At 70.9% G+C, this 25970-nt stretch carries 22 protein-coding genes; 17 read left to right on the top strand and 5 right to left on the bottom strand.

Features of this window, described 5'->3' with window-relative positions; genetic code table 11:
* Positions 1-4: 4 nt before the first annotated feature.
* The 5 genes from AB4Z14_RS20500 to AB4Z14_RS20480 all read left to right on the top strand — a co-directional run bounded on the left by AB4Z14_RS20500 (position 5) and on the right by AB4Z14_RS20480 (position 5233).
* Entirely contained in the window at positions 5-1681 is a 1677-nt protein-coding gene (locus AB4Z14_RS20500; protein ID WP_442276834.1) for a helix-turn-helix domain-containing protein, read from the top strand.
* A gap of 123 nt (positions 1682-1804) precedes the next feature.
* Positions 1805-2665 carry an alpha/beta fold hydrolase gene (locus AB4Z14_RS20495; protein WP_442276833.1) on the top strand — a complete coding sequence of 287 codons (861 nt, stop codon included), beginning with the start codon at positions 1805-1807 and terminating at the stop codon, positions 2663-2665.
* The gene (locus AB4Z14_RS20490) at positions 2662-3405 is read left to right on the top strand and encodes an alpha/beta fold hydrolase (protein WP_442276832.1); all 744 of its coding nucleotides are present in this window, start codon (positions 2662-2664) and stop codon (positions 3403-3405) included. Before AB4Z14_RS20495 ends, AB4Z14_RS20490 begins: the two co-directional genes overlap by 4 nt.
* A 97-nt stretch (positions 3406-3502) precedes the next feature.
* On the top strand, positions 3503-4630 hold the full coding sequence (locus tag AB4Z14_RS20485) for a PEP/pyruvate-binding domain-containing protein (protein ID WP_442276831.1): 1128 nt from the start codon (positions 3503-3505) through the stop codon (positions 4628-4630).
* A gap of 42 nt (positions 4631-4672) precedes the next feature.
* Entirely contained in the window at positions 4673-5233 is a 561-nt protein-coding gene (locus AB4Z14_RS20480) for a hypothetical protein (protein ID WP_442276830.1), read from the top strand.
* A gap of 23 nt (positions 5234-5256) precedes the next feature.
* On the opposite strand, the gene AB4Z14_RS20475 is transcribed toward AB4Z14_RS20480, so the two are convergent.
* Entirely contained in the window at positions 5257-5556 is a 300-nt protein-coding gene (locus AB4Z14_RS20475) for a WhiB family transcriptional regulator (protein WP_442276829.1), read from the bottom strand.
* 445 nt (positions 5557-6001) lie between these two features.
* The gene (locus AB4Z14_RS20470) at positions 6002-7471 is read right to left on the bottom strand and encodes an amidohydrolase family protein (RefSeq protein WP_442276828.1); all 1470 of its coding nucleotides are present in this window, start codon (positions 7469-7471) and stop codon (positions 6002-6004) included.
* 116 nt (positions 7472-7587) lie between these two features.
* Between AB4Z14_RS20470 and AB4Z14_RS20465 the strand changes: the two genes are divergently transcribed.
* The 10 genes from AB4Z14_RS20465 to AB4Z14_RS20420 all read left to right on the top strand — a co-directional run bounded on the left by AB4Z14_RS20465 (position 7588) and on the right by AB4Z14_RS20420 (position 20597).
* Positions 7588-9009: a serine hydrolase domain-containing protein gene (locus tag AB4Z14_RS20465; protein ID WP_442276827.1), complete on the top strand. Its 1422-nt coding sequence runs from the start codon at positions 7588-7590 to the stop codon at positions 9007-9009.
* 79 nt (positions 9010-9088) lie between these two features.
* Positions 9089-10678, top strand: a complete 1590-nt coding sequence (locus AB4Z14_RS20460; protein WP_442276826.1) for an ABC transporter substrate-binding protein — start codon at positions 9089-9091, stop codon at positions 10676-10678.
* 18 nt (positions 10679-10696) lie between these two features.
* Positions 10697-11707 carry an ABC transporter permease gene (locus tag AB4Z14_RS20455; RefSeq protein ID WP_442276825.1) on the top strand — a complete coding sequence of 337 codons (1011 nt, stop codon included), beginning with the start codon at positions 10697-10699 and terminating at the stop codon, positions 11705-11707.
* Positions 11708-11709: 2 nt separating this feature from the next.
* Positions 11710-13620, top strand: coding sequence for a dipeptide/oligopeptide/nickel ABC transporter permease/ATP-binding protein (locus tag AB4Z14_RS20450; protein WP_442276824.1), 1911 nt, complete (start codon positions 11710-11712; stop codon positions 13618-13620).
* On the top strand, positions 13617-14384 hold the full coding sequence (locus AB4Z14_RS20445) for an ABC transporter ATP-binding protein (RefSeq protein ID WP_442276823.1): 768 nt from the start codon (positions 13617-13619) through the stop codon (positions 14382-14384). Before AB4Z14_RS20450 ends, AB4Z14_RS20445 begins: the two co-directional genes overlap by 4 nt.
* Positions 14381-15784: a serine hydrolase domain-containing protein gene (locus AB4Z14_RS20440; protein WP_442276822.1), complete on the top strand. Its 1404-nt coding sequence runs from the start codon at positions 14381-14383 to the stop codon at positions 15782-15784. The genes AB4Z14_RS20445 and AB4Z14_RS20440 overlap by 4 nt, the downstream gene beginning before the upstream one ends.
* Positions 15781-16947, top strand: coding sequence for a M20 family metallopeptidase (locus AB4Z14_RS20435; RefSeq protein ID WP_442276821.1), 1167 nt, complete (start codon positions 15781-15783; stop codon positions 16945-16947). The genes AB4Z14_RS20440 and AB4Z14_RS20435 overlap by 4 nt, the downstream gene beginning before the upstream one ends.
* Positions 16937-17734 carry a GNAT family N-acetyltransferase gene (locus AB4Z14_RS20430; RefSeq protein WP_442276820.1) on the top strand — a complete coding sequence of 266 codons (798 nt, stop codon included), beginning with the start codon at positions 16937-16939 and terminating at the stop codon, positions 17732-17734. Before AB4Z14_RS20435 ends, AB4Z14_RS20430 begins: the two co-directional genes overlap by 11 nt.
* Before the next feature lie 2 nt (positions 17735-17736).
* On the top strand, positions 17737-18855 hold the full coding sequence (gene menC / locus AB4Z14_RS20425; protein WP_442276857.1) for an o-succinylbenzoate synthase: 1119 nt from the start codon (positions 17737-17739) through the stop codon (positions 18853-18855).
* A gap of 65 nt (positions 18856-18920) precedes the next feature.
* On the top strand, positions 18921-20597 hold the full coding sequence (locus AB4Z14_RS20420; protein WP_442276819.1) for a PucR family transcriptional regulator: 1677 nt from the start codon (positions 18921-18923) through the stop codon (positions 20595-20597).
* Between the two features lie 73 nt (positions 20598-20670).
* On the opposite strand, the gene AB4Z14_RS20415 is transcribed toward AB4Z14_RS20420, so the two are convergent.
* Both AB4Z14_RS20415 and AB4Z14_RS20410 read right to left on the bottom strand, forming a co-directional pair.
* Positions 20671-21726: an FtsX-like permease family protein gene (locus AB4Z14_RS20415; RefSeq protein ID WP_442276818.1), complete on the bottom strand. Its 1056-nt coding sequence runs from the start codon at positions 21724-21726 to the stop codon at positions 20671-20673.
* Positions 21720-22391 carry an ABC transporter ATP-binding protein gene (locus tag AB4Z14_RS20410; protein WP_442276817.1) on the bottom strand — a complete coding sequence of 224 codons (672 nt, stop codon included), beginning with the start codon at positions 22389-22391 and terminating at the stop codon, positions 21720-21722. The genes AB4Z14_RS20415 and AB4Z14_RS20410 overlap by 7 nt, the downstream gene beginning before the upstream one ends.
* A gap of 562 nt (positions 22392-22953) precedes the next feature.
* Between AB4Z14_RS20410 and AB4Z14_RS20405 the strand changes: the two genes are divergently transcribed.
* Positions 22954-23832, top strand: a complete 879-nt coding sequence (locus AB4Z14_RS20405) for a cytochrome P450 (protein WP_442276816.1) — start codon at positions 22954-22956, stop codon at positions 23830-23832.
* A gap of 90 nt (positions 23833-23922) precedes the next feature.
* On the opposite strand, the gene AB4Z14_RS20400 is transcribed toward AB4Z14_RS20405, so the two are convergent.
* Positions 23923-24423 (bottom strand): GNAT family N-acetyltransferase, encoded by a 501-nt coding sequence (locus AB4Z14_RS20400; protein ID WP_442276815.1) that lies wholly within the window; start codon positions 24421-24423, stop codon positions 23923-23925.
* Positions 24424-25053: 630 nt separating this feature from the next.
* Here AB4Z14_RS20400 and AB4Z14_RS20395 point away from each other — a divergent pair.
* Positions 25054-25970: IS256 family transposase (locus AB4Z14_RS20395; protein ID WP_442276814.1), on the top strand; the 917-nt coding region annotated here is incomplete at its 3' end.

Below are 25970 nucleotides of genomic sequence, written 5' to 3'. Positions count from 1 at the left end.
GCCTGTGGGCGGAGGAGACGACGACGTCGCGCAGTCGGTGGCCGAGCTCCGCCGTCGCGCCGACGAGCTCGCCGTCCTCAACGACCTCGCCCGTCGACTCGGGGCCTTGCACGACACCCGCGAGGTGCTCGACGAGGTGGCACGACAGGCGCGACGGCTGCTCGGCGTCGACGTGGCCTACATCATGCTGCTCCGCGCCCAGCTGCTGAGGATCGAGGTCGTCGACGGTGCGATGGGCGCGGCGATGCGCGGCATCGAGCTCGAGTCGGGGCAGGGTCTCGGGGGTCAGGTCCTGGCGACGGGGCGCCCGGTGGCGAGCGAGCGCTACCTCGAGGACACCCGGTTCCCGCACGGCGAGGGCACCGATGCGGCGGCACTGAGCGAGCAGCTGGGCGGCATCCTGGGGGTCCCGCTCGTCGTCGGTGACGACACCCTCGGGGTCCTGCTCGCCGCAGATCGTCGACCACGCTCCTTCGGCGACCGTGACGTGGAGCTCCTGGCCGGACTGGCGGCCCACGCCGCCCTCGCCCTGCGCACCGCCGACCTCTTCGACCGGGAACGCGCCGCCGCGGCCGAGCTGCGGTCGACGAACGAGACACTGCGGGCGGTGAGCGAGAGCCGCCAGCGCGCGAGCGACCTGCGCGACGTCCTCAACGACATCGTGATCCGGGGAGAAGGGGTCGCCGCGGTCGTCACGGCGCTCGAGCGGTCGGCCGGTCTGGTCGTGCAGGTCCGCGACGCCGACGGGCGCGCCCTCGCCGGCGCCACCCCTGCCGACGGCGGCCTCGTCGTGCCGGTCGACCTGCCGAACGGCCACGGCGGCGACCTCGTGGCCGCGCCGACGGCCGAGGACGACGAGGAGGCCCTGCGCCTGCTGCGCATCGGCGCCACGACCGTGGCGGTGCTGCTCGCCTCCGAGCGGTCGGTGGCCGAGGCCGAGCTGCGTACCCGCGGCGAGTTCATCCACGCCCTGCTCTCCACCCACGCCGACGAGACGAGCCTGCTGCGCCGAGCCCGGGCCCTCGGCATCGACCTTCAGGCCGTGATCGCCGTGGCCGTCGTGGACGCGGAGCCCGTGGGCTCCGCGTCAGCCACCGCCTTCGCCGCACGGCTCGCCTCCGAGCTGGGTGGATGGTCGGCCGCCCATGCCGGCCAGGTCGTCGTCCTCCTCCCCACCACCGTCGACCGCGCCCGTGAGACGGCCAGGCGACTGACCGGTCAGGACGCCGCGACCCCCACGACGGGCCTCGCCGCCGGAGTGGGCGGCCCGCAGGGGATCCGGTCGGCCCACGAGGAGGCGCGGCAGACCGCAGCACTGCTCATCGCCCTCGACCGTGCCGGGTCCTGCAGCGCCAGCGACGAGCTCGGGCTCTACCGCTCGCTCTTCAGCAGCTCCGGGCGAGCGGGGCTCACGACGTTCGTGCAGTCCACGGTGGGCCCGCTCCTCGCATACGACCTCGAGCACCAGCGCGACCTCGCCCTGACCCTCGAGACCTACCTCGAGCAGGCCCGTCACCACGCCCGCACGTGCGCGGCCCTCCACATCCATCCCAACACCCTGTACCAGCGGCTCGAGCGTGTCACCGAGGTGCTCGGCCCGCGCTGGAAGGAACCGGACCGGGCCCTCGAGCTCCAGGTCGCCTTGCGGCTGCACCGCCTCCTGTCCGGCCCCGCGGGTTGACGTCGTCGCTTCCGCCCGTCCACATCTCCACCTTCGACCGTGCGGCACGGAGGAGATCTCCATGGTTCCAGGGTTGCTCCCCGGCTAGCGTCGGGTCACCGCACCCGAAGGAGCCAAGACGGTATGCCGACCTTCCGCACCACCGATGACGTCACACTCTCGTACACCGATGACGGAGAGGGACCTCCGGTCGTCCTCGTGCACGGCTACACGGCGCCCGCCACGTCGTGGGCGCTCACCGTCGACGCCCTGCTCGACGCGGGCTACCGCGCGATCGCCTTCGACCGGCGCGCCCACGGCGAGTCCGAGACGCCCGTGCACGGCCAGCGGATGGCCCGTCACGGGCGCGACCTGGGCGAGCTGCTGGACCACCTCCAGCTCGACGACGCGGTTCTCGTCGGAGCCTCCATGGGCGGCAACACCGTGTGGGCCTACGTCGACCAGTTCGGCCCGGCCCGGCTCAGGGCGGCCGTCATCGTCGACCAGACGCCGAAGATGCTCAACGACGACGGATGGCACCACGGCTTCTACGGCTACGAGCCCGCCAACGCCGGGACGCTCTTCGCCGGCGGCGTGCCCGACACCGGACGAGGTCGCACCGTGGACCGGTCCGCTTCGCAGATGCTCCGCCTCGTGGAACGGCTCGGCGCACCGCCGGCGTTCCGCGACCCCTCGGCCTCCGAGACCCTGCCGCTGCTCGCCGACCATGCACGGCAGGACTGGCGCGACGTCGTGCGGCGCTTTCCCCTCCCGCTGTTGATGCTCGCCGGGCGGGAGAGCCAGATCTGGCCGTGCGAGCACGCAGCAGCCGCCGTCGCCGACTCTCCGCGCGGGCGCGCCCTCGTCATCGAGGATGCTGGGCACGCCATCAGCTTCGACCAGCCCGACCGGTTCAACGAGGCACTGCTCGGCTTCATCAGAGAGGTCGACGCCACCACCTCGGTGGTGCCCTCCTCCGCGCACGAGGCCACGGACGCCCGGTGAGGCTCGCGACGCAGCGGCACGGCGACGGCCCACGACAGGTCGCGCTCGTCCACGGCCTCAGTGCCGACGGTGGGCTCTGGGGCGGCCTGACCGAACGACTGGTCGCTGCAGGGGGCACCACGGTGACCACGACCGACCTGCGCGGGCACGGCCTGAGCGACCGGTCCGACCTCTACACGCTCGACGCCTTCGCCGACGACCTGGTCGAGACCCTTCCGACCGGCCTCGACCTCGTCGTCGGCCACTCCCTCGGTGGCTCGGTGCTCGAGCGGGCCGTGGGACGGCTCGCCCCGGTCCACGCCCTCTACCTCGACCCCGGATTCCGTCTGGCGCTCCCCACGCACGGGCTGGCCGGGCGACTGTTCTGGTCCCTCGCTCCGGTGACGCTCACCGTCGCGGCGCTGGCGCAGAAGCGTCGCAGCCGTCGTCGGCCGCCCCTGTCGCCGTCGGATGCCAGCCTGCGGGATGCAGCCCTCGCCCGGTTCGACCGGCGGATGACCATCGACGTGTTCCGCGATGTCGCCCATCATCCGGCTCCCGTCGCGGCACCGGTGGTCCCCTCCACGATCCTGCTGTCCGACGACGCCCCGACGGTGCTGGCCGACGCGACGAGCGAGCGTCTGGCCGCCCTCGGCTGGGAGGTGCGCCGGTTGCCGGGAGTGGGTCACGACTTCTGGCTCGAGGACCCCGAGCGCACTCTGGACGCCGTGCGCGACCTTCTCGTCGGCGAGCCCGCCTAGCTACGCCCCTCCGGCTTCCGCTGGACGTGGCCAGAGCGCCGACCTGCGGGTGAGTTGGCCAATTCAGGATGACCCGACGGTTTGTACCGTGGGTCCCGTGCCGATCATCGGGCTGGACGAGGCGGACGCGACCTGCGGTGGAAAAGCACTGGGTCTGGGGCTCCTGTCCCGTTCGGGTTTCAACGTCCCGAACGGGTTCGTCGTCGTGGGCGACCTGGACGCGCTGGCCCTGGGTGCCGCCGTCGATCGGCTGGGTGCGCCCATGGCGGTGCGCTCCTCCGGACTGCTGGAGGACTCGGCGACTGCCTCATTCGCCGGACAGCTTCAGACCGTGCTGGGCGTCGTGGGCAGCGCTGAGGCTGCTGCGGCGATCCTGGCGTGTGGTCGGTCAGGTACCGCCGACCGTGTCCGCGCGTATGCGGTGCGGACCGGGGCGGCCACCCCTCCACGGGTCCCCGTCGTCGTCCAACGGCTCGTGGCCGCTGAGGTCGCGGGAGTGGTGTTCACCCAGGACCCTCGCACCGGCCTCGACGACGTCGTCATCGAGGCGGCGTGGGGTCTGGGTGGGTCGGTGGTCGACGGCCAGGTCGTGCCAGACCGCTTCACCGTCTCTGCGCTGGGAACGGTCGAGGGGTCCGTGGGGTCGAAGGCGACCCGCCTGGACTGGCGCGACGGCGAGCTGATCCGCAGCGCCGTCCCCACGCAGGAGCGGCGCCGAGCGGCACTGACCCACGCCCAGATCCGCGAGATCGCCGGGACCGCTCGGGAGGCGCACGGCGCCTTGGGTTATCCGCTGGACATCGAGTGGGCCATCTCCGGCGACACCCTGTGGCTCCTCCAGGCCCGCCCGATCACCACGGCGTCTTCACCACCCGGGTCGCCTGCGGCCCGGCCGGCCAGCATCGTCCTCGTCAGCGGCGTCGGGTGCAGTCCGGGCCGGGTGAACGGCGTCGCCCGTGTCGTGCACGGCCTCGACGAGTTCACGCGGGTGCGGCCCGGTGACGTCCTCGTGTGCCGCACGACCGACCCCGCCTGGACGCCCTTGTTCAGCGTCGTCAGTGCCGTCGTGACCGAGAGCGGGGGGCTCCTCTCGCATGCCGCGATCGTGGCGCGCGAGGCCGGTGTCCCCGCCGTCGTCGTGGCCGGCGGCGCGATGCGACGGATCGTCGATGGAAGCCACATCGCGGTGGACGGCACGCAGGGTACGGTCAGCGCGAGACCCTGACTCGAGCAGAGAGCAAGCATGGCGCACACTTCGTCACCGGACTTGTTGACCCTGCATGCCTTGCGGCTCAAGGGTTTTGCCGACACGGTCGTCCTCGCAGACCGGTTCGACCTCGACGCGGAGGCCACCCAAGAGGTGCTGGACGACTACGCGGCCAAGGGTTGGGTCACGTCATCGTCCTTCGGTGACCTGTCGGGCTGGTCCCTCACCGAGGCCGGTCGCCGCGCCAACGAGGACCAGCTCGCCCATGAGCTCGACGGCGTCGGCAGCCGAGACGAGCTCGCTCACGTGCACGACGCGTTCCTCCCGTACAACGCGACGGTCACCGCGGCGTGTTCGGCGGCCCAGCTCAGCCCGTCGCCGGCTACCTACGACCAGGTCAGAGTGCAGCTGACCGATGTCACGCCAGCCCTCATGGCGCTCGAGGCCGACCTCACCGCTCGCCTGACCCGGTTCGCCGGATACCACCGACGGTTCAGGGTTGCGCTCTTCAGGGCCGACGATGATCCAAGGTGGCTCACCGCCACCGAGCTCGACTCCTGTCACCGGGTCTGGTTCGAGCTGCACGAAGACCTGATCGCCACGCTGGGCATCACACGCTGAGCGCCGTCGACCACGCGCCGTGCCTACCGGGTCTGCGAGGCCATTCCCGACCGAAGAGCAGACTTCCACGACGCGATGTCCGGGCGCTTTCGGAGCAGCGCTCGGCGCTCCCGCTCGGTCATGCCTCCCCACACACCGAACTCCGTCCTGCTGTCCAGGGCCTCTGCCAGGCACTGCGCGAGGACCGGACACGTCGCGCAGACCGCCTTCGCGTCATGCTGGGCCTTGCCCCGGACGAACAACGCCTCAGGGTCCTGGCCGGCACAGTTGGCCTCCCTGGCCCACTCGTCCACCCACAGATCCACCGTTGCGACAGCACTCATGACAACCATCCCTCCCCCGGCCCGGCGCCTCCCATGACCACCGCACCGACCCGGACCGTCCCACCGGCCGCGGCCATTCAGGCCCCCAGGCCCAAGAAAGACACTACGAGCGCACCACCTATTGCGACATAGCCTCCGCGTATGGGTTTGCGCAAGACCTGCGCAAGGGATTGACCACGGTCTTCGGTGGTGTGGACGGTCGAACGACCCTCTCGCACGAGCGGTTGGCGATCCGCGCGGCGGTTCGGTCGCTCCATATCCGCAGTGGATGCGCTCGGGAGCAGGTGTACCCGGTCATGACGTTGGTGACAGTCGTCTGACGGGTGGGAGCCCTGTCAGGGCGCAAGACGCACCTCACTTCCCAGGTACGCGCCGAGGATCGCCTCGTCCCGGCCACGCGTACCGCGATGTCCGCGCATCGCACTGATCCGCTGCGTCGGAGCGTTCAGGCGAGAGCGGCCACGATGGGACGCCCGGGGAAGGCGCCGACGTCCATGGCGCCGTCGCGCACCACGAAGGTCCCGTCGACCAGCAGGTGTCGCACTCCCACGGAGGGCCGCGTCGGGTCGACGTAGGTGGCGCGGTCGCTGATGGTGGCTGGGTCGATGACCACCAGGTCGGCATCCGCGCCGACGTCGAGCCAGCCCTTCGTCCGTGCGGCGGGCGCGAAACCGGCGATCACCTGCGCGGGCAGGTAGGAGCAGCGTCGGAAGGCCTCCGCCCACGACCACGCCTCGGTCTCGACGACCATCCGCCGAAGCGAGCGGGAGAACGTCCCGGCGGTGCGCGGGTGCGTCTGCCCACCCTCGGGGAGCGGCCACTCGCGGCTGTCGGTCGATCCGTCCGGCCACTCCACGTGCATGGCATCGCTGGCGACGATCGAGTCCGGGAAGGCGAGCGCTCGCTGGAGCAGCGCGGCGTCCTCGGGCCTCTCCTCGTCGAGGAAGGAGACGACGCAGACGGCGCCGGGATCAGTCGCACGCAGCTCGGCCAGCCGGGCGACCGAGGCGATCTGCTCGCCGGTCGCGACGAGCCTGAGCGACGCCGGCTGCAGGCCCCAGGCGTCGAGCCGTTCCGGGGCGAGGAAGTAGGCGCCGATCGCGGTGCTGCCGGCGCCGTACGGGTAGGCCTCGACGGTCACCCGGGATCCGTTGCTCCGCGCCGTGTCGAGCAGGCCCAGCACCCGGTCGACGTGACGGCGGGAGGTGCTGTTGACGTGGCAGTGGTGCATCGACGCACCGGTCTCGGCCGCAGCCCGGACGATCTCGAACGAACCATCGATCGGCGTGGTCGGGTCGGCCTCGATGATCTCGCGCACATGGGTGAAGGTCGCGGTGCCGGTCCGCGCCGCGAGGCGGGCGACGTCCAGGAACTCGTCGGGGTCGGTTCGCGGGGCGTAGCCCATCAGGACCCCGATGCCGAGCGCTCCGGCCTCGAGCTCGGACTCGAGCAGCCGCAGCCAGGCGGCGCGTTCGGACGGCGAGGACGATCGCTGCCATGCCGGGTCGCCCAGCATCTTGAGCGACGCGTGGAGATCGGCCGCCGGCGTCGCTCCCAGGTGCACCGCGGCCCGGGCGTCGCCCCAGGAGGCCGAGAAGCCGTAGTGCAGAAGGCGTCCGTCGGCGGCCGCACGTGCGTAGGCCCTCCTGACCGGCATGAGCCCCGCCTCGAGGTCGAGGGTCGTCGTGACCCCGTCGAGCGCCTGCAGCCGCTGGCCCGCGATCGAGTGGACGTGGCTGTGCAGGTCCACGAAGCCTGGACCGACCACGAGTCCGGTCACGTCGACGACGGTGGCCCCCTCCGTCGCGAGGGACGGAGCGACGGCAACCACCGAGCGTCCGTCCACCGCCACGTCGGCTACTCGTTCGGTCCCGGAGCGCGGGTCGATCACGCGCCCGCCGCGGAGAATCAGCACCTCCTCAGCAAACACTGTCCCCGTCGCAGCCTCACTAGCGAATCGCACAAACTCAAGTAGCGGTTGCTGTCCGATCGGACGAACACTCGCGTCGGAGGACCGCTTACGGTGCCGTTATGTCAACACAGGACAGCCCACTGGGCACCGACGCGCCGCAGGCTGCCGCCACCTGGCTCGCTGAGAACTTCGCGGACCTCGTCACGGAGCACGGGGTCCCCGGAGCGACGATCGCAGTGCTGGCGGGAGGGGAGGTCGCGACCGCCGCCGGCGGCGTCACGAGCCTCGCCACCCAGGTGCCGGTCGACTCCGAAACCGTCTTCCAGATCGGCTCCATCACGAAGATCTGGACCACGACACTCGTCCTGCAGCTCGTCGACGACGGGCTGCTCGACCTCGACCAGCCGCTGCTCGACTACCTGCCCGAGCTGGTCATCGGTGACATGGAGGCCGCCAAGGCCCTCACCACGCGCCACCTGCTGACGCACACCGCCGGCTTCGAGGGCGACATCTTCACCGACACCGGCCGCGGCGAGGATGCCATCGAGAAGTACGTCGCCACCCTCACCGACCTCCCCCAGCTCTTCGCGCCGGGGGAGACCTTCTCCTACAACAACACCGGGTTCGTCGTGCTCGGCCGCCTCGTCGAGGTCCTCCGGGCGAAGCCGTACGACGAGGTCCTCCTCGAGCGCATCGCGGCGCCCCTCGGTCTCGAGCGCGTCAGCCCGAGCCCGTACGAGGCGATCCGGCATCGTGCCGCCACCGGTCACGTCGCCGGTGAGGACGGGGAGCTGGCGCCCGCGACCTCCTGGGCGCTGGCGCGCTCGAAGGCTCCCGCGGGGTCGATGCTGGCGATGACCCCCACCGACCTGCTCGGCTTCGTGCGGATGCACCTCGACCGCGGCGTCGCGCCCGACGGCACCCGTGTGCTCAGCGCCCAGTCGGTGCAGGCGATGCAGTCCCGCGAGATCGACCTCCCCCGCCTCGCTGGCATGGGCGACGCCTGGGGCCTCGGCTGGGAGCTCTTCGACGCGCCCCAGGGCGCCGTCGTCGCCCATGACGGCGGCACCATCGGCCAGGCAGCCTTCCTGCGGGTCGTCCCCGAGGCGGGCGTCGCCATCGCGATGCTCACCAACGGCGGCGACGTGTTCGGTCTCTTCAACGACGTGGTCGCCACGCTCCTCACCCGGCTCACCGGCGTCGAGCTGCCGGCCCGCCCGACCCCACCGGCAGACCCCCAGCAGGTGGACGTCAGCCGTTACCTGGGCCACTACGCCGACACCATCTACGACATCACCGTCAGCCAGGACCCGGACGGCCGGGTCTGGCTCGACCGGCAGCCCAAGGACATCCACGCCGAGATCGGTGAGAAGCCGATCCGCTTCGAGCTCGTGCACCTCGTCGACGACAGCCTCATCACCGTCGAGGACTACCGCGGCATCCACGTCGTCTTCGCCTTCATCGGCTCGGTGACGAGCGCCTCGGGCGCCGACCAGGCGAAGTACGTCCACTACGGCCGTGTGGTCGCCCGCGTCGAGTGACGCGGCACCGGTCGAACCAGCTGTACCCATCCGCATGTCACAGCCCCACCCGAAGCAGCCCGAAGAAAGAGGAACGCCCATGAGGCCGGTCCGCTCGAGCGCCATCCTGGCGCTCTCCCTCTCCGTGGCCACTGTCGGCCTCACCGCCTGCGGTGGGTCCGACGGCGGCTCGAGCGCCAGCACGTATGCCGCCGGCAAGACCTTCACGATGGCGCTCTCCGCAGACCCCGGGGCACTCGACCCCCAGGGCAGCGCGTCGAGCCCGCTCTTCCAGGTCAGCAAGTTCGCCTACGACAGCCTCGTCTCCGTCAATGCCAAGGGGCAGGTCACCTCCGGCCTCGCGTCGAAGTGGTCGGTCAACGGCAAGACGGTGACGTTCGACATCGCACCCAAGGTCACGTGCGCAGATGGTGCGGCGTTCACGGCGCAGACCGCGGCCGACAACATCAGCTACGTCGAGGACCCGAAGAACAAGAGCCCGTTCCTCGGGGTGTTCGTGCCGGCAGGTGCGACGGCCAAGGCCAGTGGCAGCACCCTCACGGTCACCCTCGCCTCCGCGTCGCCCTTCGTGCTGGACTCGTTCGCCAACCTGCCCATGGTCTGTGACTCCGGCCTGAAGGACCGCGCCTCGCTCAAGGCCGGCACGGCCGGCACCGGTCCCTACACGCTCAAGGAGGCCGTGCCCGGGGACCACTACACCTACGCGATCCGCACCGGCTACACGTGGGGCCCGGCCGGCGCCACGACCGCCACGACGGGCATGCCTGCCACGATCCAGGTCAAGGTCGTGCCCAACGAGACGACGGCCGCCAACCAGCTCCTCTCCGGCGCGCTCAACGCGGCAGCGATCCACGGGCCGGACGCCACCCGTCTCGAGGCGGCCAAGCTCGACCACGACGACGCCCAAGCCATCGTCGGCGAGCAGTGGTACAACCACGACAAGGCCCACGCCACCTCTGACCCGGCCGTTCGGCAGGCCCTGACCCAGGCGCTGGACCTGGCCCAGCTGCAGAAGGTCATCACCTCCGACCGTGGCGGCCCGGCGACCCAGCTCGCCGTCGTCGCGCCGGCCGCCTGCACGGGCTCGTCGGTCGAGGGCAACGTCCTCGGCTCGGACGTGGCCGCCGCCGGGGCGGCGCTCGACGCCGCCGGCTGGGTCAAGGGCGCCGACGGCATGCGCGCCAAGGCCGGGAAGCCGCTGTCGCTCTCCTTCCTCTACGACTCCTCGCTCGGCTCCGGCGGCAGCGCCGCGTCCGAGCTCGCCGTGGACGCGTGGAAGAAGCTCGGCGTCGCCGTCAAGGCCAAGCAGCTCGACGAGACCGGCATGGTCAACGCGATGTTCGGCACCGGCGACTGGGACCTCGCCTGGGAGCCGCTGAACCTCAACACGCCTGAGCAGGGTGTGCCCTTCTTCTCCGGGCCCGCCGTGACGGATGGCGGCAACAACATGTCGGGCATCACCAACGCGGACTACTCCGCGAGCGTCCAGAAGTCGATGGGCAAGGTCGGCGCCGACAGCTGTCCTGACTGGCTGGCTGCCGAGGCCGCGCTGTTCAAGGCCAACGACGTGGTCCTGTTCGCCAACAGCCTGTTGCCGTTCTTCAGCAAGGGCGCCGAGATGGACGTCCTCGGCAGCATCGTGCCCACCAGCATCCGGATGCTCGGCTGATCGGGAAGTGACCGCGAGATGACAACACTGACACCGGCAGCCGCTCCGCCCCGGTCCGTCCCGAAACCACAGGGCCGGCTGGGTGGGAGGTGGACACGCTTCGCGCTCCGTCGTACGGGGCGGCTGCTGGTGTCGCTGTGGGTGCTCGTCACCGTGTCGTTCCTGATGATCCACCTGGTCCCGGGCGACCCGGTCCGAGCGGCCCTCGGGATGACGGCCCCGACCGAGCTGGTCGAGGCCAAGCGACAGGCGCTCGGCCTCAACGACCCACTCCTGACGCAGTACGTGCACTACCTCGGCAACCTGCTCCACGGCGACCTGGGCGAGTCGATCACGACCCAGCTACCCGTCTCGGAGACCATCAGCCAGCGGCTTCCCGCCACGGCCTCCCTGGCTGTCCTGGCGTTCCTCGTCGCCATCGCGGTCGCCGTCCCGCTGGGCGTGACCGTCGCGGTCGCGACCAGGCGCGGCCGGCGCCGCCGCACGGAACTGGCGTTCGCCGGTGGCAGCGTCGTGCTCGGCGCGATCCCCGACTTCCTCGTCGGCGTCGCCCTCGTCGCCGTGTTCGCGGTCGGCCTCGGGTGGTTCCCCGTCGCAGGCCGAACCGACGCCTCGTCGTACGTCCTGCCCGTGCTGGCCCTGGCCATCGGTCCGGCGGCCGTTCTGGCGCGCATCGTCCGCGTCGAGATGCTCGCCGTGCTGGAGACCGACTACGTCCGCACGGCTCGGGGGAAGAGACTGCCCGCCCGACGCATCTACCTCAGGCACGCGCTTCCCAACGCGGTCACGGCGACGCTCACCCTCGGCGGCATGTTGTTGGCCTCGATGGTCGCCGGCACGGTCCTCGTCGAGAACGTCTTCTCCTGGCCCGGGCTGGGCAGCACGATCGTCCAGTCGATCGTCACCAAGGACTACCCGGTCGTGCAGGGCACGGTCCTCGTCTACGGGCTCGGTGTGCTCGTCATCAACACCCTGGTCGACGTCGCGCTCGCCGTGCTCGACCCCCGTTCCACGATCGGTGAGCTCTAGTCATGTCCCAGCGCTGGATTCGCATCGTCAAGACGCCCGTCGGCCTCGTCGGGCTGAGCCTGCTCGCGCTCATCGTGCTCCTGGCCGTCTTCGCCCCGATCCTCTGGGGCGACAAGGCCAGTGTCGTCGACACCGAGAACCTCCTCGCCGGTCCGTCGGCGCAGCACTGGTTCGGCACCGACAACCTGGGCCGCGACCTGTTCTTCCGGGTCCTGGTCGCCACGCGACTCTCGCTGACGCTGACGCTCGTGGCCACCGCGCTCGGAACGGTGATCGGCCTCGTGCTCGGCACCGCCCCGGAGCTGCTCGGCGGCCGGCTCGGCCGGCTCGTCACGGCCCTCGTCAACGTCTTCGTGGCGTTCCCCGGGCTGCTCCTCGTCCTCGTCTTCGCCGTCATCTTCGGCGTCGGGGCGAGGGGCGCGGTCCTGGCGATCGGCCTCGCGGTCGCCCCGGGGCTCGCCCGCCTCTGCCAGACGCTCGTCGCCGGAGTCACCGGGCTCGAGTACGTCGCCGCGGCGCGGATCACGGGCGTCAACCGCTTCCGGATCATGGCCCGGCACGTGCTGCCCAACGTGGCCGAGCCACTCATCGTCAACGTGACCATCACCGCCGGCGCCATCCTGCTGAGCTTCGCCGGGCTGTCGTTCCTCGGGCTCGGCGTCCAGGCGCCGGAGTACGACTGGGGCCGGCTGATGCAGGACGGCCTGAGCGGCATCTTCGTGCACCCGCTCGCGGCGCTCGGCCCCGGCATCATGGTGGTCCTCGCCGGGCTGGCCTTCAACCTCACCGGCGAGGCGATCGCCGGGGTCTTCGGGATCTCCACGCCGACGGGCACCGGCACGCTGCGGGTGCCGACCGACGAGACGCCGGTGACCGACATCCCCCACGACCACGCCGCCGACGGCGACCTGGTGCTCGACGTCCGCGACCTCTCGGTCACCTTCCCGGGGACGAACGGTCCGGTCCGGCCGGTCCGCGGCGTCTCGTTCGGCATCGCCGCCGGCGAGGCCGTGGGCGTCGTGGGCGAGTCGGGTTCCGGCAAGTCACTGACGGCGCTGTCGATCGCCGGCCTCATCGAGGAGCCGGCGAGCATCGACGCCCGGCACCTCACCTTCTGCGGGACCGACCTGCTCGAGGAGGCGGCGTCCGGTCAGACCCGCGACACACTGCTGGGCACCTCGCTCGCCGTCGTGTTCCAGGACCCGATGACCTCGTTCAACCCCACGATGCGGATCGGCGCCCAGCTGGCCGAGGTCGGCCGTCACCACCAGGGACTCGATCGCAAGAAGGCGTCGGCCCGTGCCGTCGACCGTCTCCGCGCCGTCCGCGTCCGCGACCCCGAGCGCCGGGCCCGCCAGTACCCCTTCGAGTTCTCGGGTGGCATGCGTCAGCGCGCCATGATCGGGATGGGGCTGATGGGCAGCCCCCGGCTCATCATCGCCGACGAGCCGACGACCGCACTCGACGTCACCGTGCAGAGCCAGGTGCTCGCGCTGCTCCAGGACGTACGCCGCGAGGAGGGGGCCGCTCTCCTGCTCATCAGCCACGACGTCTCGGTCGTCGCCGACGTCTGCGACCGCGTGCTCGTCATGTATGCCGGCCGGATCGTCGAGGACCTGCCGACCGCCGACCTGCGCACCAGGGCACGACACCCGTACACCCGCGCGCTCGTCGCCGCCGTGCCGGCGATGACCACCGACATCGACACCCCCCTCGCCACGATCCCCGGCCACCCGGTCGAGCCGGCGCAGGTCCCGGTGGGTTGCGCGTACGCCGCGCGTTGCCCGCTCGCCACCGTCCGCTGCCGCGAGCAGGACCCGACCCTGACGGCAGGCCCGGGCGGGAGCCGCGTCGCGTGCTGGCACGCCGACGAGCCGGCCGACGTCCTGACGGCTGAGGAGGCGCTCGCATGAGCACGCTCGAGTTCGACCACGTGACAGTCCGCTACGGCGCGAGCACCGTCCTCGACGAGGTGAGCCTGACCGTTCCCGACGGCGGGATCGTCGGCCTGGTCGGGGAGTCGGGGTCGGGCAAGTCCACGCTGGCCAAGGCGGCCGTCGGGCTCGCGCCGGTCCACGGTGGACAGATCCTGCTCGACGGTGAACCGATCCGTCTTCGGGGTCGGCACCGGCCCGTCCAGATGGTCTTCCAGGACCCGTTCTCCTCCCTCGACCCGAGGATGACCATCGGGGAGAGCATCGCCGAGGCGCTCTACCGGCCCGAGTCGGGACGCCTCTCGCGCGCCGGCCGTCGTGCCGAGATCGCCCGGCTCCTCGAGCTGGTCCACCTCGACCCCGGCCGGTCCGGGCACCTTCCCGGAGAGCTGTCGGGTGGCCAGCGGCAGCGCGTCGCGCTCGCCAGGGCCCTCGCCGGCCGGCCCCGGCTCGTCATCGCCGACGAGATCACCTCGGCGCTGGACGTCTCCGTGCAGGGCGCGGTGCTCAACCTCGTCCGGGAGATGCAGCGCGAGCTGGGCCTCTCGATGCTCTTCATCTCGCACAACCTCGCGGTCGTCCGTTACGTCGCCAGCCAGGTGGCCGTCATGGAGGGCGGCCGGATCGTCGAGCACGGCCCCACGGCCGAGGTGCTCGGACGCCCGCAACACGACTACACCCGCCAGCTCCTGGCCGCCATCCCCGGCGGCCACGACATCCCCACGAAGGAGACCACCCCATGACCACGAACCGACCCGACCTCGACACCGCCCACTGGGAAGCCCGGTTCGCCGAGCTCGTGAAGAAGCACGGCGTCCCCGGCGCCCAGCTCGGCATCCTGCGCCTCGGTGCCGACGGCGCCGACGACGAGGTCTTCACGACCGCGACCGGTGTCCTGCACGCCGGCACCGGGCAGCCCGCCACGCCCGACTCGGTCTTCCAGATCGGCTCGGTCTCCAAGGTGTGGACGGCGACCGTCGTCATGCAGCTCGTGGACGAGGGACGCTTCGCGCTCGACACCCCGGTGGTCGAGATCCTCCCCGAGCTCGCGCTGCGCGACACGGAGGTCACCAAGAAGGTCACGGTCTGGCACCTGCTGACCCACACCAGCGGTGTCGACGGTGACGTCTTCACCGACACCGGCCGCGGTGACGACGCGCTCGAGAAGTACGTCGCCCAGCTCGGTGATGCAGCGCAGAACCACCCCATCGGTGCCACGTGGTCCTACTGCAACTCCGGCTTCTCCGTGCTCGGCCGGATCATCGAGGTCGTCACCGGGAAGACGTGGGACGAGGCGATGAGGGAGCGGCTCTTCGCCCCGCTCGGCCTGACGCACACGACGACCCTGCCCGAGGAGGCCATGGTCTTCGCCCACGCGATGGGCCACCTCAAGGGCGGCGACGAGCCGGAGACCGCACCGGTCTGGGGCCTGCCCCGCTCGATCGCACCGGCCGGCCTCATCACGTCCTCTCCTGCCGACGTGCTGGCCTTCGCGCGGATGCACCTGACCGGTGGCCTGGCGGCGGACGGCACGCGGGTCCTCTCGGAGGAGAGCGTCGCTGCCATGGCTGACTACCAGACCGAGTGCCCCGAGAAGATCCTGCTCGGCGACTCCTGGGGCCTGGGCTGGTTCCGCTGCGACTGGAACGGTCACCGAGCCATCGGCCACGACGGCAACACGATCGGCCAAGCCGCATTCCTCAGGCTGCTGCCGGAGGCGGGCATCGCCGTCTCGCTCAACACCAACCTCGGCAGCGCGATCACGCTCTACCAGGACCTCTACGAGGAGATCTTCTCGGCGCTCGCCGACGTGCGACTCCCCGCGCGGTTCGAGCTGCCCGCCGAGCCGGTCGAGGTCGACGCGACGCCGTACCTCGGCACGTACGCCCGCGAGTCCGTCGTCGAGGAGGTCTACCTCGAGGACGGCAAGACCTGGATGCGGACCACCGTCTCGGGGCCGGTCGCCGAGGCGTCCGGCGCCGCGGAGCCCGAGGTGCACGAGCTGGTCCCGGTCGGCGACGCCCTCTTCGCGGTCAAGCCGGACAAGAGCGAGGCGTACTACCCGGTCCGCTTCTACGCCCTGCCCACCGGCGAGGAGTACATCCACTTCGGCGCGCGCGCCACTCCGAAGAGGCGTGCATGACGACGCTCGGCGACACTCGTCCGGCTGGGCCGGCTCTCGACGAGCTGCTCGCGGACCTGCGCGAGCTGGTCGAGTGCGAGTCGCCGTCCGACGACCTTGTCGCCGTCGAACGCTCGGCGGACCTGGTCGCTCGCATCGGTACGGAACGTCTCGGCGTCGCGCCGGAGCGCCTCGTCGTCGACGGCATACACCACGTGCGCTGGCGCTTCGGTGCGCCGACGGCGCCACACCGTGTCCTGGTGCTGGCGCACCACGACACGGTATGGCCGCTCGGCACGCTGACGCGGTCACCGTTCACGATCGCTGACGGGGTGCTGCGCGGGCCGGGGTGCTTCGACATGATCGCCGGTCTGGTGATGGCCCTGCACGCCCTCGCGGACCTGGGCGAGCGCGACGGCGTCACGCTGTTGGTGACCGGCGACGAGGAGGTCGGCTCCGCGAGCTCCCGTGCGCTGATCGAGGACGAGGCTCGCGGTGCCGAGGCCGTCCTCGTGCTCGAGGCCTCGGCCGACGGGGGTGCGCTCAAGACCGCCCGCAAGGGCACGTCGCTCTACGAGATCTGCATCGCCGGCCGGGCCGCTCATGCCGGGCTGGAGCCGCACAAGGGGGTCAACGCGACCCTCGAGCTGGCCCACCTGGTGCACGAGGTCGCGGCGCTGGCCGACCCCGGTGCCGGCACCACGGTGACGCCCACGGCGGCGACGTCCGGAACCACCGTCAACACCGTGCCGGCCTCCGCCCGGTTCTCGGTCGACGTACGGGCGTGGACGGCGTCGGAGCAGGAGCGCGTCGACGCTGCGTTGCGTGGGCTCCGGCCGGTGCTGCCCGGTGCCGAGGTGCAGGTCGACGGAGGCATCAACCGGCCCCCCCTGGAGGAGGCGGCGTCGCTGCCGCTCTTCGAGCGGGCGCAGACGATCGCCGCACGAATCGGGTTGCCCGAGCTGACCCGTGCGGCCGTCGGTGGCGCCTCGGACGGCAACTTCACGGCCGGCCTCGGGGTGCCGACCCTCGACGGGCTCGGAGCAGTCGGCGGAGGAGCACACGCCGAGGACGAGCACGTGCTCGTCGACCGACTGGGTGACCGGACCCTGCTGCTGCGGGTACTCATCGAGGAGCTGCTCGCACCGTCGCCACCGAACCAGGAGCCACATCATGACCACTGAGCCGTGGGCGTCCTATGACGCCGCCGCCGCCGCGTCCCGCGTCGTCGTGCGCGAGCTCCTCACCCTCGAGGAGCTGCAGGATGCGGCCGCCGTCCTCGGCCGGATCTGGGGCACTCCCGACAACCCGCCGATGAGCGCCGAGCTGCTGCGCGCCATGGGCAAGGCGGAGAGCTACGTCGCCGGGGCCTTCGACGCCAAGCGCCCCGAGGCGGGCATGGTCGGCGTCTGCGTCGGCTTCCACTCGACGCCCGCCGCCCGCGCGATGCACAGCCACATCGCCGGTGTCACGGATGCGGTCGCCGGCCGCCACGCCGGGTTCGCGCTCAAGCTGCACCAGCGGGCCTGGTGCCTGGATCGCGGCATCGACCTGACCGAGTGGACCTATGACCCGCTCGTCTCCCGCAACGCCTACTTCAACCTGGCGAAGCTCGGCGCCCGTGTCGCCGAGTACCTCCCCGACTTCTACGGCTCCATGAGCGATGCGATCAACCGTGGGAACGACAGCGACCGGATCCTCGTGCACTGGTCGCTGACCTCGCCTGAGGTGGCGCAGGCGTGTGCGGGGTCGCCGGTGCGGGCGACCGTGCCCCCCGGTGCCGCTGCCTCGTGGGTGCAGGTCCCGCGTGACATCGGGGCCCTTCGGCTCACCGACCCCGAGCAGGCGAGGGCCTGGCGCGCCAAGGTGCGCGACCAGCTGGTGGGCGCCCTGGACGTCGGCGGGCACGTCGCCGGCTTCGACAAGGAACGGGGCTACCTCGTCCTGCCACACGAAGGAGATCTGTCGTGAGCGTGAAGCTCGAAGGCGTCGAGCTGCGCCGTATCGCGATGCCGCTGGTGTCGCCGTTCCGGACCTCGTTCGGCACCCAGACCGCGCGCGACATCCTGCTGCTCCGCGCCGTCACCTCCGACGGTGAGGGCTGGGGCGAGTGCGTCGCGATGTCGGACCCCCTCTACTCGTCGGAGTACGTCGACGCGACAGCCGACGTACTGCGTCGCTTCTTCCTCCCGACGCTAGCGGCCTCGACGGAGGAGCTGCAGCGGCACGGCGCGCACGCGGTCAACGCGGTGCTCCACAAGTTCAAGGGCCACCGGATGGCCAAGGCGGCTCTGGAGATGGCCGTGCTCGACGCCGACCTGCGGGCCGACGGGCGGTCCTGGGCGCGCGAGCTCGGCGCCGTCCACGAACGCGTGCCCTCAGGGGTGTCGGTCGGCATCTTCGACAGCATCCCGCAGCTGCTCGACGTCGTCGGCAGCTACCTCGACGCCGGCTACGTCCGGATCAAGCTCAAGATCGAGCCGGGCTGGGACGTCGAGCCGGTACGCGCCGTACGCGAGCGCTTCGGGGACGACGTGCCCCTGCAGGTCGACGCCAACACGGCATACACCCTGCGCGACGCGCGTCACCTGGCCAAGCTCGACGACTTCGACCTGCTCCTCATCGAGCAGCCGCTCGAGGAGGAGGACATCCTCGGCCACGCCGAGCTCGCTCGGCTCATCAAGACGCCGGTCTGCCTCGACGAGTCGATCGTCTCCGCGCAGTCCGCGGCGGCCGCCATCTCGCTCGGTGCGTGCTCGATCATCAACATCAAGCCCGGACGCGTCGGGGGGTATCTCGAGGCGGTGCGCATCCACGACGTGGCAGCCGCCCACGGGCTGGCCGTGTGGTGCGGCGGCATGGTCGAGACCGGACTCGGCCGGGCCGCCAACGCGGCCCTCGCCGCACTGCCCGGCTTCACCCTCCCCGGTGACATCTCGGCCTCGGACCGCTTCTACCGGACCGACATCACCGCGCCGCTGACCATCTCCGAGGGGTACATGGACGTTCCCGCCGGGCCGGGTCTCGGGGTCAGCCCGATCCCCGAGCTCCTGGACGCCGTCACCACGTCCAGCGAGTGGATCACGCTCTGACGGGCGTCGGGCCGACGGAAGGCGGCCTCGCCTTTCGGCTCACCGGCGAGCCCTATTCTGAGTCGGTGAGCCAACGCCCCCGTGCGAGCCTGGGACGGGTCCTCGAAGACCTGGGGGACTCCTTCCTGGAGCTGGTCGCGGGCGACCCCGAGCACGAGGGAGAGATCGGCGGCATCGTCATCCACGACCCGGACGACGAGCCGGTCCAGCCACCGGGCGCGCTCGTGCTCGGCGTCGGCGTGCCGTCCGTCGCTCTCCCGGACCTGGTCCACGACGCCGGACGCCAGGGCGCCATCGGGTTGATCGTCCGTGCGCCCGTGGTGATGAGCCCCACGCTCGACGCGGCGGTCCGGGAAGCCGGGCTCGCCTTGCTCGGCCTGCGCCGTGGCGCGACGTGGGGTCAGCTCACCGCGCTGCTCCGCTCCCTCCTCGCCCAGGACGACATCGGGCCAGCCGGGGCAGAGTCGATCGGCGGGCTGCCGTCAGGCGACCTCTTCGCCGTGGCCAACGCTGTCGGTGCACTCCTCGACGCGCCGGTCACGATCGAGGACCGCAGCTCGCGCGTGCTGGCCTTCTCCGGTCGGCAGGACGAGGCGGACTCGTCCCGGGTCGAGACGATCATCGGACGCCAGGTGCCGGAGAAGTATGCGAAGACGCTCACCGAGCTCGGCGTCTTCAGGGAGCTCTACCGTGAGCACCGCCCCGTGGTGGTGAACCCGGCCGACCTCGGGGCCGACGCGGTCAACAAGCAGCGGGTCGCGATCGCGGTCCGTGCGGGCGACGAGGTGCTGGGCTCCATCTGGGCGGCGATGGACGGCGAGGTCACGCCCGAGCGGAGCGCCGTGCTTCAGGACTCCGCGAAGCTGGTTGCCCTGCACATGCTGCGTGTCCGCGCCGGTGCCGACGTGCAACGCCGGCTGCGCACCGACCTCGTGAGCACCGCTCTGGAGGGTGGTGTCGGCGCGCGCGACGCGCTGAGCCGGCTCGGCCTGGCCGGCGCGCCGGTGGTCGTACTCGCTGCGACCTTGCGTGCCGACCACCCGGACGGCCGCGCGGTCGGCGCCTCCCAGCCCGCCGGTGGGAGTGGCGGTGCGACCGGGGGTGGGGCCGGCGGTGGCTCCGGTGACCTCGAGCGGGTTGCCGATGCGCTCAGCCTGCACCTGTCGGCATCCTCGCCCAGCTCGGCCGTCGCTGTGGTCGGCGGTATCGCATACGGCCTGCTGGCTGTCGTGGCCGGCAGCGAGCCGGAGGAACGAGCCGCCCGCCTGGCAGAGGAGTTCTGCGAGCGGGTCGGGAGTCGCCTGCCGGTCGTGGTCGGCATCGGCGGCGTCGGCGAAGACGTCCGCGGCGTGACTGACTCGCGCGAGACGGCGACCCGGGTGCTGCGGGTTCTCCGCGAGGGGCACGGAGCACACCGGGTCGCTCGCCTCGCCGACGTCCACGCCCAGTCCCTGCTGCTCGAGCTGCGCGACCTCGCCGCGGCGCGCGGTGAGCGGCCGGTGGGTCCCGTCGCGCGCCTCTTGGCGTACGACGAGGACAACGACTCGGACCTGACCGGGACCCTCGCGGCGTGGCTGGACGCGCTCGGCGACGTCCGCGCCGCCGCCGCAGCACTGTTCGTCCACCCCAACACGCTGCGCTACCGGTTGCGGCGGCTCGAGGAGGTCAGCGGACTAGACATCACCGATCCGGAGCAGCGGTTCGCCGCGATGGTCCAGCTGCGGATGCTGGCGCCTCGCTGAGTCGAGGGGGGCGGGGCCCGACCGCTCGGTGCTGCGCGGTCGTGTTGCTGGGTCACGGATGTGGCGACGTCGCCTAGGCACCGGCCAAGGCGAGCGCTGGGTCGACCCGGAGCACTCGCGCGATACCGGCAAGGCTCGCGAGGATCCCGAGGCCGACCGCCACCAGTGCTAGCACGAGACAGGCGGACAGGCCGAGGCTGATGGTCAGCGGGAAGGCGGGCACGAGTGCCCAGGCGAGGACGATCGCACCGGCCGCGGCAGCAAGGGACACGGCGAGGCCCTCGATGAGCGGGGTCGCGCACAGCCGCCACGAGGGGGCACCGATGGCCTTGAGAACGGCCACGTCGCGCACCCGGTCCAGGGCCGAGAGGTAGCAGACGAAAGCCACGATGCTGCCGGCCACGAGCCAGAGCAAGAGGGAGAGGAGGCCGAGGGTCCGCGTCGCGACCTGCAGTGGGCGGCGCAGGTCGTCGCGCACCTCATGCGGCGTCATGACAGCCAGATCCGGCGGGAGGACCGAGGGGTGGCCTTGCATGACGATCGCGCTGGCCATGTCCTCGCCGTCGTAGGCGATGGACTGGCCTTGAGACAGTGTCATGACCACGGTCGGCGTGCCCCCGTTGTAGGTCAGCCCCGCAACGGTTCCGACCACTGTGAGCGGGACGCCGGCGAGCGTCAGGGTCGCTCCGATGGGGACGCCCAGGCTGTCGTCCACCGCGACCTCGCCGTCGGCGCGAGGAGGGCGACCAGCGGTCGGTCGAGGCTCGACGACACCGTCCGGGCGGTAGGCGATGACGTTGACGTCGCTGAGACCGCGCGCGTCGGCCCCCTCGATGACGTGTCGGAAGATCGCGACCGGGGTCGCTGTGACTGCTCGCGACGGGTCCGCGAGGTGTTGCGCCACCTCTGCCTTCATCGGGGAGTTCGTGGTGAAGGGACCTGCCAGACCCCGAGTCACGACCCAGCTGTCACCCCCGAAGAAGGCGATGGTCCGGTCGGTCTCGTTGAGGAAGCTGTCGTGGACGGACTGGAGCAGGAGCGTCACGGCGAAGACGAGCATGGCCGCGCAGACGCCCACGACGATGCGCCGGGCTCGCCACTGCAGATCGCGAAACGTGATGGTCAGCATGGCGCAGTCAGGTCCACGACGTCGTCGGCGACCTGCACCACCCGCGCGTCGTGCGTGGCCACGAGCACCAGCCGACCCGGGCGCACGAGGGAGCGCAGCAGTGTCAGCACCGCGCCGACCTGCGCCTGGTCCAGGTGGGCCGTGGGCTCGTCGGCGAGGAACAGCGGAGGATCCCCCACGACGCCGCGCGCGATGGCGACCCGCTGCTGTTCGCCGCCCGAGAGGCTGCCCGGTCGGTGGTGCAGGCGGTGGTCGAGGCCCATCCCGGACAGGAGTTCGGCAGCGCGCCGACGAGCGACCGACTGCCTGACTCCCGTCATCAGCAGTGGCGCCATGACGTTCTCCACTGCATCCAGACTGGCGATCAGGTTGAACGACTGGAACACCAGACCCACACAGTGGCGACGGTGCTGCAGCATCTCCCTGCGTGACGAGAGTGCGAGCTCGCGGCCCGCGAAATTGATGGAGCCCTGAGTGGGTATCAACAAGCCGGCGAGCACCGAGAGCAGGGTGGTCTTGCCCCTGCCGCTCGGGGCGCACACCACCACGAGCCGACCATCGCCGCCCGTGAAGGACAGGTTCTCGAGCGGCCGAGCCCGGCTCGGGCCGGACCCCAGGTCCACGGTGAGGCCGGACACACTGAGGTCGGCACGACGCGTCACCACCCTCACCCCCCATCGCCCCGAGGTGCCCCTGGCCCGGCCGTCAGCCGGTCCCTCAGTGGTCATCGTGGCAGTGCCGGCTCGATCTCGCGGTGCATCCGGAGACATGCTGTCAAAGTTGCGAAAAGCGGGACCGTCGCGCGTCGACGTGCCACCGTGTGCCATGCGAACCGGGCTGCTCCAGAGGGCCGCCGGACGCGCGCTCGTTCGGATGCTCGGCTGGATCCATTCTCGCGGCTGGCACGCGGGAGTGTGGTCCCGGCTGCCGGAGGACGCCTACACCCTCGTGCGGCGGGACGGGCTCGACCCGGTGCCGGCACTGCTCGACCGATCCGCGGTGACGAGGCTCCGTCTGCCGCTCCGCTTCCGTGGGTTGATGGTGACCGGATACGCAGAAGTGCGCTCGGTGCTCGCGGACTCCGCGACGTACAGCAACGACCTCGTCGGCCGGCTCGGGGCACCTGCCGCGGCGGAGCACCGACCGGGAGGACTGGGCTTCTGCGACCCACCCGAGCACACGCGGTTGCGCCGCTTGCTCGTCCCTGAGTTCACCGGGCGCCGCCTCGTGGACCTGCAGCCGCTCATCGAAGGGATCGTCGAGCAGGCCTTGGACGACGTCTCCGAGCTGGGGGGAGAGGGAGATCCGGTCGATCTCGTGCCACACCTGGCTCGTCCGGTCGCTTCGCACACCATCTCGGTGATGCTGGGTCTGGATGAGGATGACCACGCCGTGCTCCATCGAATCAGCTCCCCACGGTTCGACCTGATGGGATCCGGATCCGGCCCTTTCGGATCGATCTCCGACGCGATCGACCACTTCCTCGACATCGTGCGCCGTCAACGTGAGCACCCGGGACCCGGGCTCATCGGTCGCCTCGTGCGCGATCACGGCACCGAGCTGACCGACACCGAGATCGCGGGGCTGGCCGACGGTCTGTGGACGGGAGGGCTCGAGTCCACGGCGAGCGCGATCGCCCTCGGCGGTCATCTGCTCGCGACGGATCCCGCGGCGGCCTGCGTCCTTCGAGAGGGTGGCCCCGACGGTGTGGACGGCTGGGTCGAGGAGCTCCTGCGCTACAGCTCCGTCGTGCAGGTGGCGTTTCCACGGGTGGCCCTGACCGAGGGGGAACTCGGTGGCGAGCAGATCCTCGCCGGTGACCTCGTCGTCTGCTCGCTCAGCGCAGCCAACCGTGACGCAAGGTTCGGTGACTCGGCCGCCCACTTCATGCCGGATCGGGCGCCTCGGAGTCATCTGGCGTTCGGTCATGGACTGCATCGGTGCATCGGTGCCGAACTGGCGCGCGTCGAGCTGCGAGCGGTGTTGCCCCGGTTGGCTGTGCGCTTTCCCCGGTTGCGCGCGGCTGAGCCAAGCCTTGTCACCGGCGAGCAGCTCTCCTTCATCTACGGTCTTCCAGCCGTTCCCGTCCTGCTCGACGGCGGATGATGCGCCTCGTGGCTCATGGACCCGGAAAGCGGCGTTCGAGTTCGGCCGGCCGGGATCCACGGGGCCCTGCTGGCGTGCCGGCGGCGTCGGCTATCGCACCATGCGTATCTCGACCAGCCCGTCGAGATCTTGATCGACGTGCTCGGTCCCGTCGGCAGTGAATCCGTTCTTCTCGTAGAACCGTCGAGCCCGCGCGTTGTCCTTGGCCACCCACAGTTGTGCGGGCCGCTCGCCGAGAGCCTGGTCAAGGAGAGCTTGACCGACACCGTGGCCGTAGCAGCTGGACAGCACGTAGAGCGCATACAGCTGCTCATCGCGCTCCGGCGGGTGCCCTTGGTGGTCGGCGGCCGGACCGTACGCGACCAGACCCACGATCCTGCCTTCGCGCCGGGCGACACGGAACCGCTCTCCGGCATCCTCCCGTAAGAGCAGACCCGACCACATCGCCTGCCGACTCTCGCGCGCGGCGTCATCGTAGAAATGCTGTGGGAGCAGCTCTGCGTAGGCCTCCCGCCACGCCTGAACGTGGACCCGGGCCAGTTCCTCAGCATCAGCCAGACGCGGCACCGCCACCTCGAAGTCTGTCGACACGGCCACTCACATCCTCACCGCAGACTGGGCAGTGCCCCTGTGTGACTTGGGCAGAGTCGATGAGAGCCCTCAGGTATGTCTGAAGCACATGCTGGCCATACGTCGGGAACCGATCCCGGTCGACCTGCTCCGCTTGGCAGAAGGCTACGCGGAGGTACTTGCCCAGCTCGGCCGCCGTTTGTGGGGTTCGCCAGGCGGGGTGGCCTCGTGCAGAGAAGTGGCCCACTGGTCTAGGGCCCCAGCCGTCCACGCTGCACCTGATTGCTCGGCAGGTCAAGACGCTCATAACGCCACGGAGGACGTACGCGGCGAGGTGACGCGGGGCGGTGCAGGTCTGCGTCGAGTGCGCTCGGTGCCCGGTCGCGAACAATGCCTTGCAAGGTCCTGTGTGCCGAGGTCGCAGCTGTTGTCGGTGGCGATTCAGAAGATGCCTCCCCCTCCTCCGGCGCCCCAGGGAATGAAGTGGAATGAAGTGTTATCGCTCGAGCTTCGGTCTGGATGTACCGAGGAGTTGAGTCCATAGCGTTGGTGTACGACGACACCGGTGAGCGTGTCCCTGCACATGCAGGTGCGGTCACCGCGTGATCCTTCGAGTGAACCTCTCACAGAACCCTCGAATGGAGCATCGCGATGACCGCGAACACCAGTATCGACCCTGCCCTTTTCCTGCACGAACAGCTGTCCCAGGCSAGYCCYGATCTGATGCGTGAGCTGCTCGGCACGTTCATCAACGCGYTGCTGTCCGCGCAGGCCGACAGCGTGTGYGGCGCSGAGTACGGGGTCCGCAGCCCCGACCGGGTCAACACGCGCAACGGCTACCGGCACCGTGACCTCGACACCCGCGCCGGCACCTTGGATGTCGCGGTGCCGAAGCTGCGTGAGGGGACCTTCTTCCCGGACTGGCTGCTCRAGCGGCATCGCCGTGCGGAGGCGGCSCTGACGACGGTCGTGGCGACCTGCTACCTGCTCGGGGTGTCCACCCGGCGGATGGACAAGCTCGTCAAGACGCTCGGGATCACCGGCCTGTCGAAGTCGCAGGTGTCGGTGATGGCCAAGGACCTCGACGAGCAGGTCGCCGCGTTCCGCACCCGGCCCCTGCACGAGGGGCCGTACACGTTCCTGGCCGCGGACGCGTTGACGATGAAGGTCCGCGAGGCCGGCCGGGTCGTGAGGGTGGCGGTGATGGTCGCGACCGGCGTCAACGCTGACGGCTACCGTGAGGTCCTCGGGATCCACACGGCCACAACAGAATCRAGCGCCGGCTGGCTCGGGTTCTTCCGGGACCTGACSGCCCGCGGMCTCACCGACGTCGCGCTCGTCACGAGCGACGCGCACGCCGGCCTCGTCGAGGCCATAGGGGCAACCCTGCCGAACGCGTCCTGGCAACGCTGCCGCACCCACTACGCCGCGAACCTGATGGCCGTGACGCCGAAGTCGCAGTGGGGGTGGGTCAAGGCGCTACTGCACTCGGTGTATGACCAGCCCGACTCCGAGGCCGTGAACGCCCAGTTCGACCGGGTCCTCGAGGGACTGTACGAGAAGCTCCC

Origin of the sequence: Terrabacter sp. 2TAF16 (assembly GCF_052115065.1) — a bacterium.
Classification (GTDB): Bacteria; Actinomycetota; Actinomycetes; order Actinomycetales; family Dermatophilaceae; genus Terrabacter.
The sequence above is the reverse complement of the archived record's forward strand: the minus strand, read 5'-3'. Positions and strand labels throughout refer to the sequence as shown.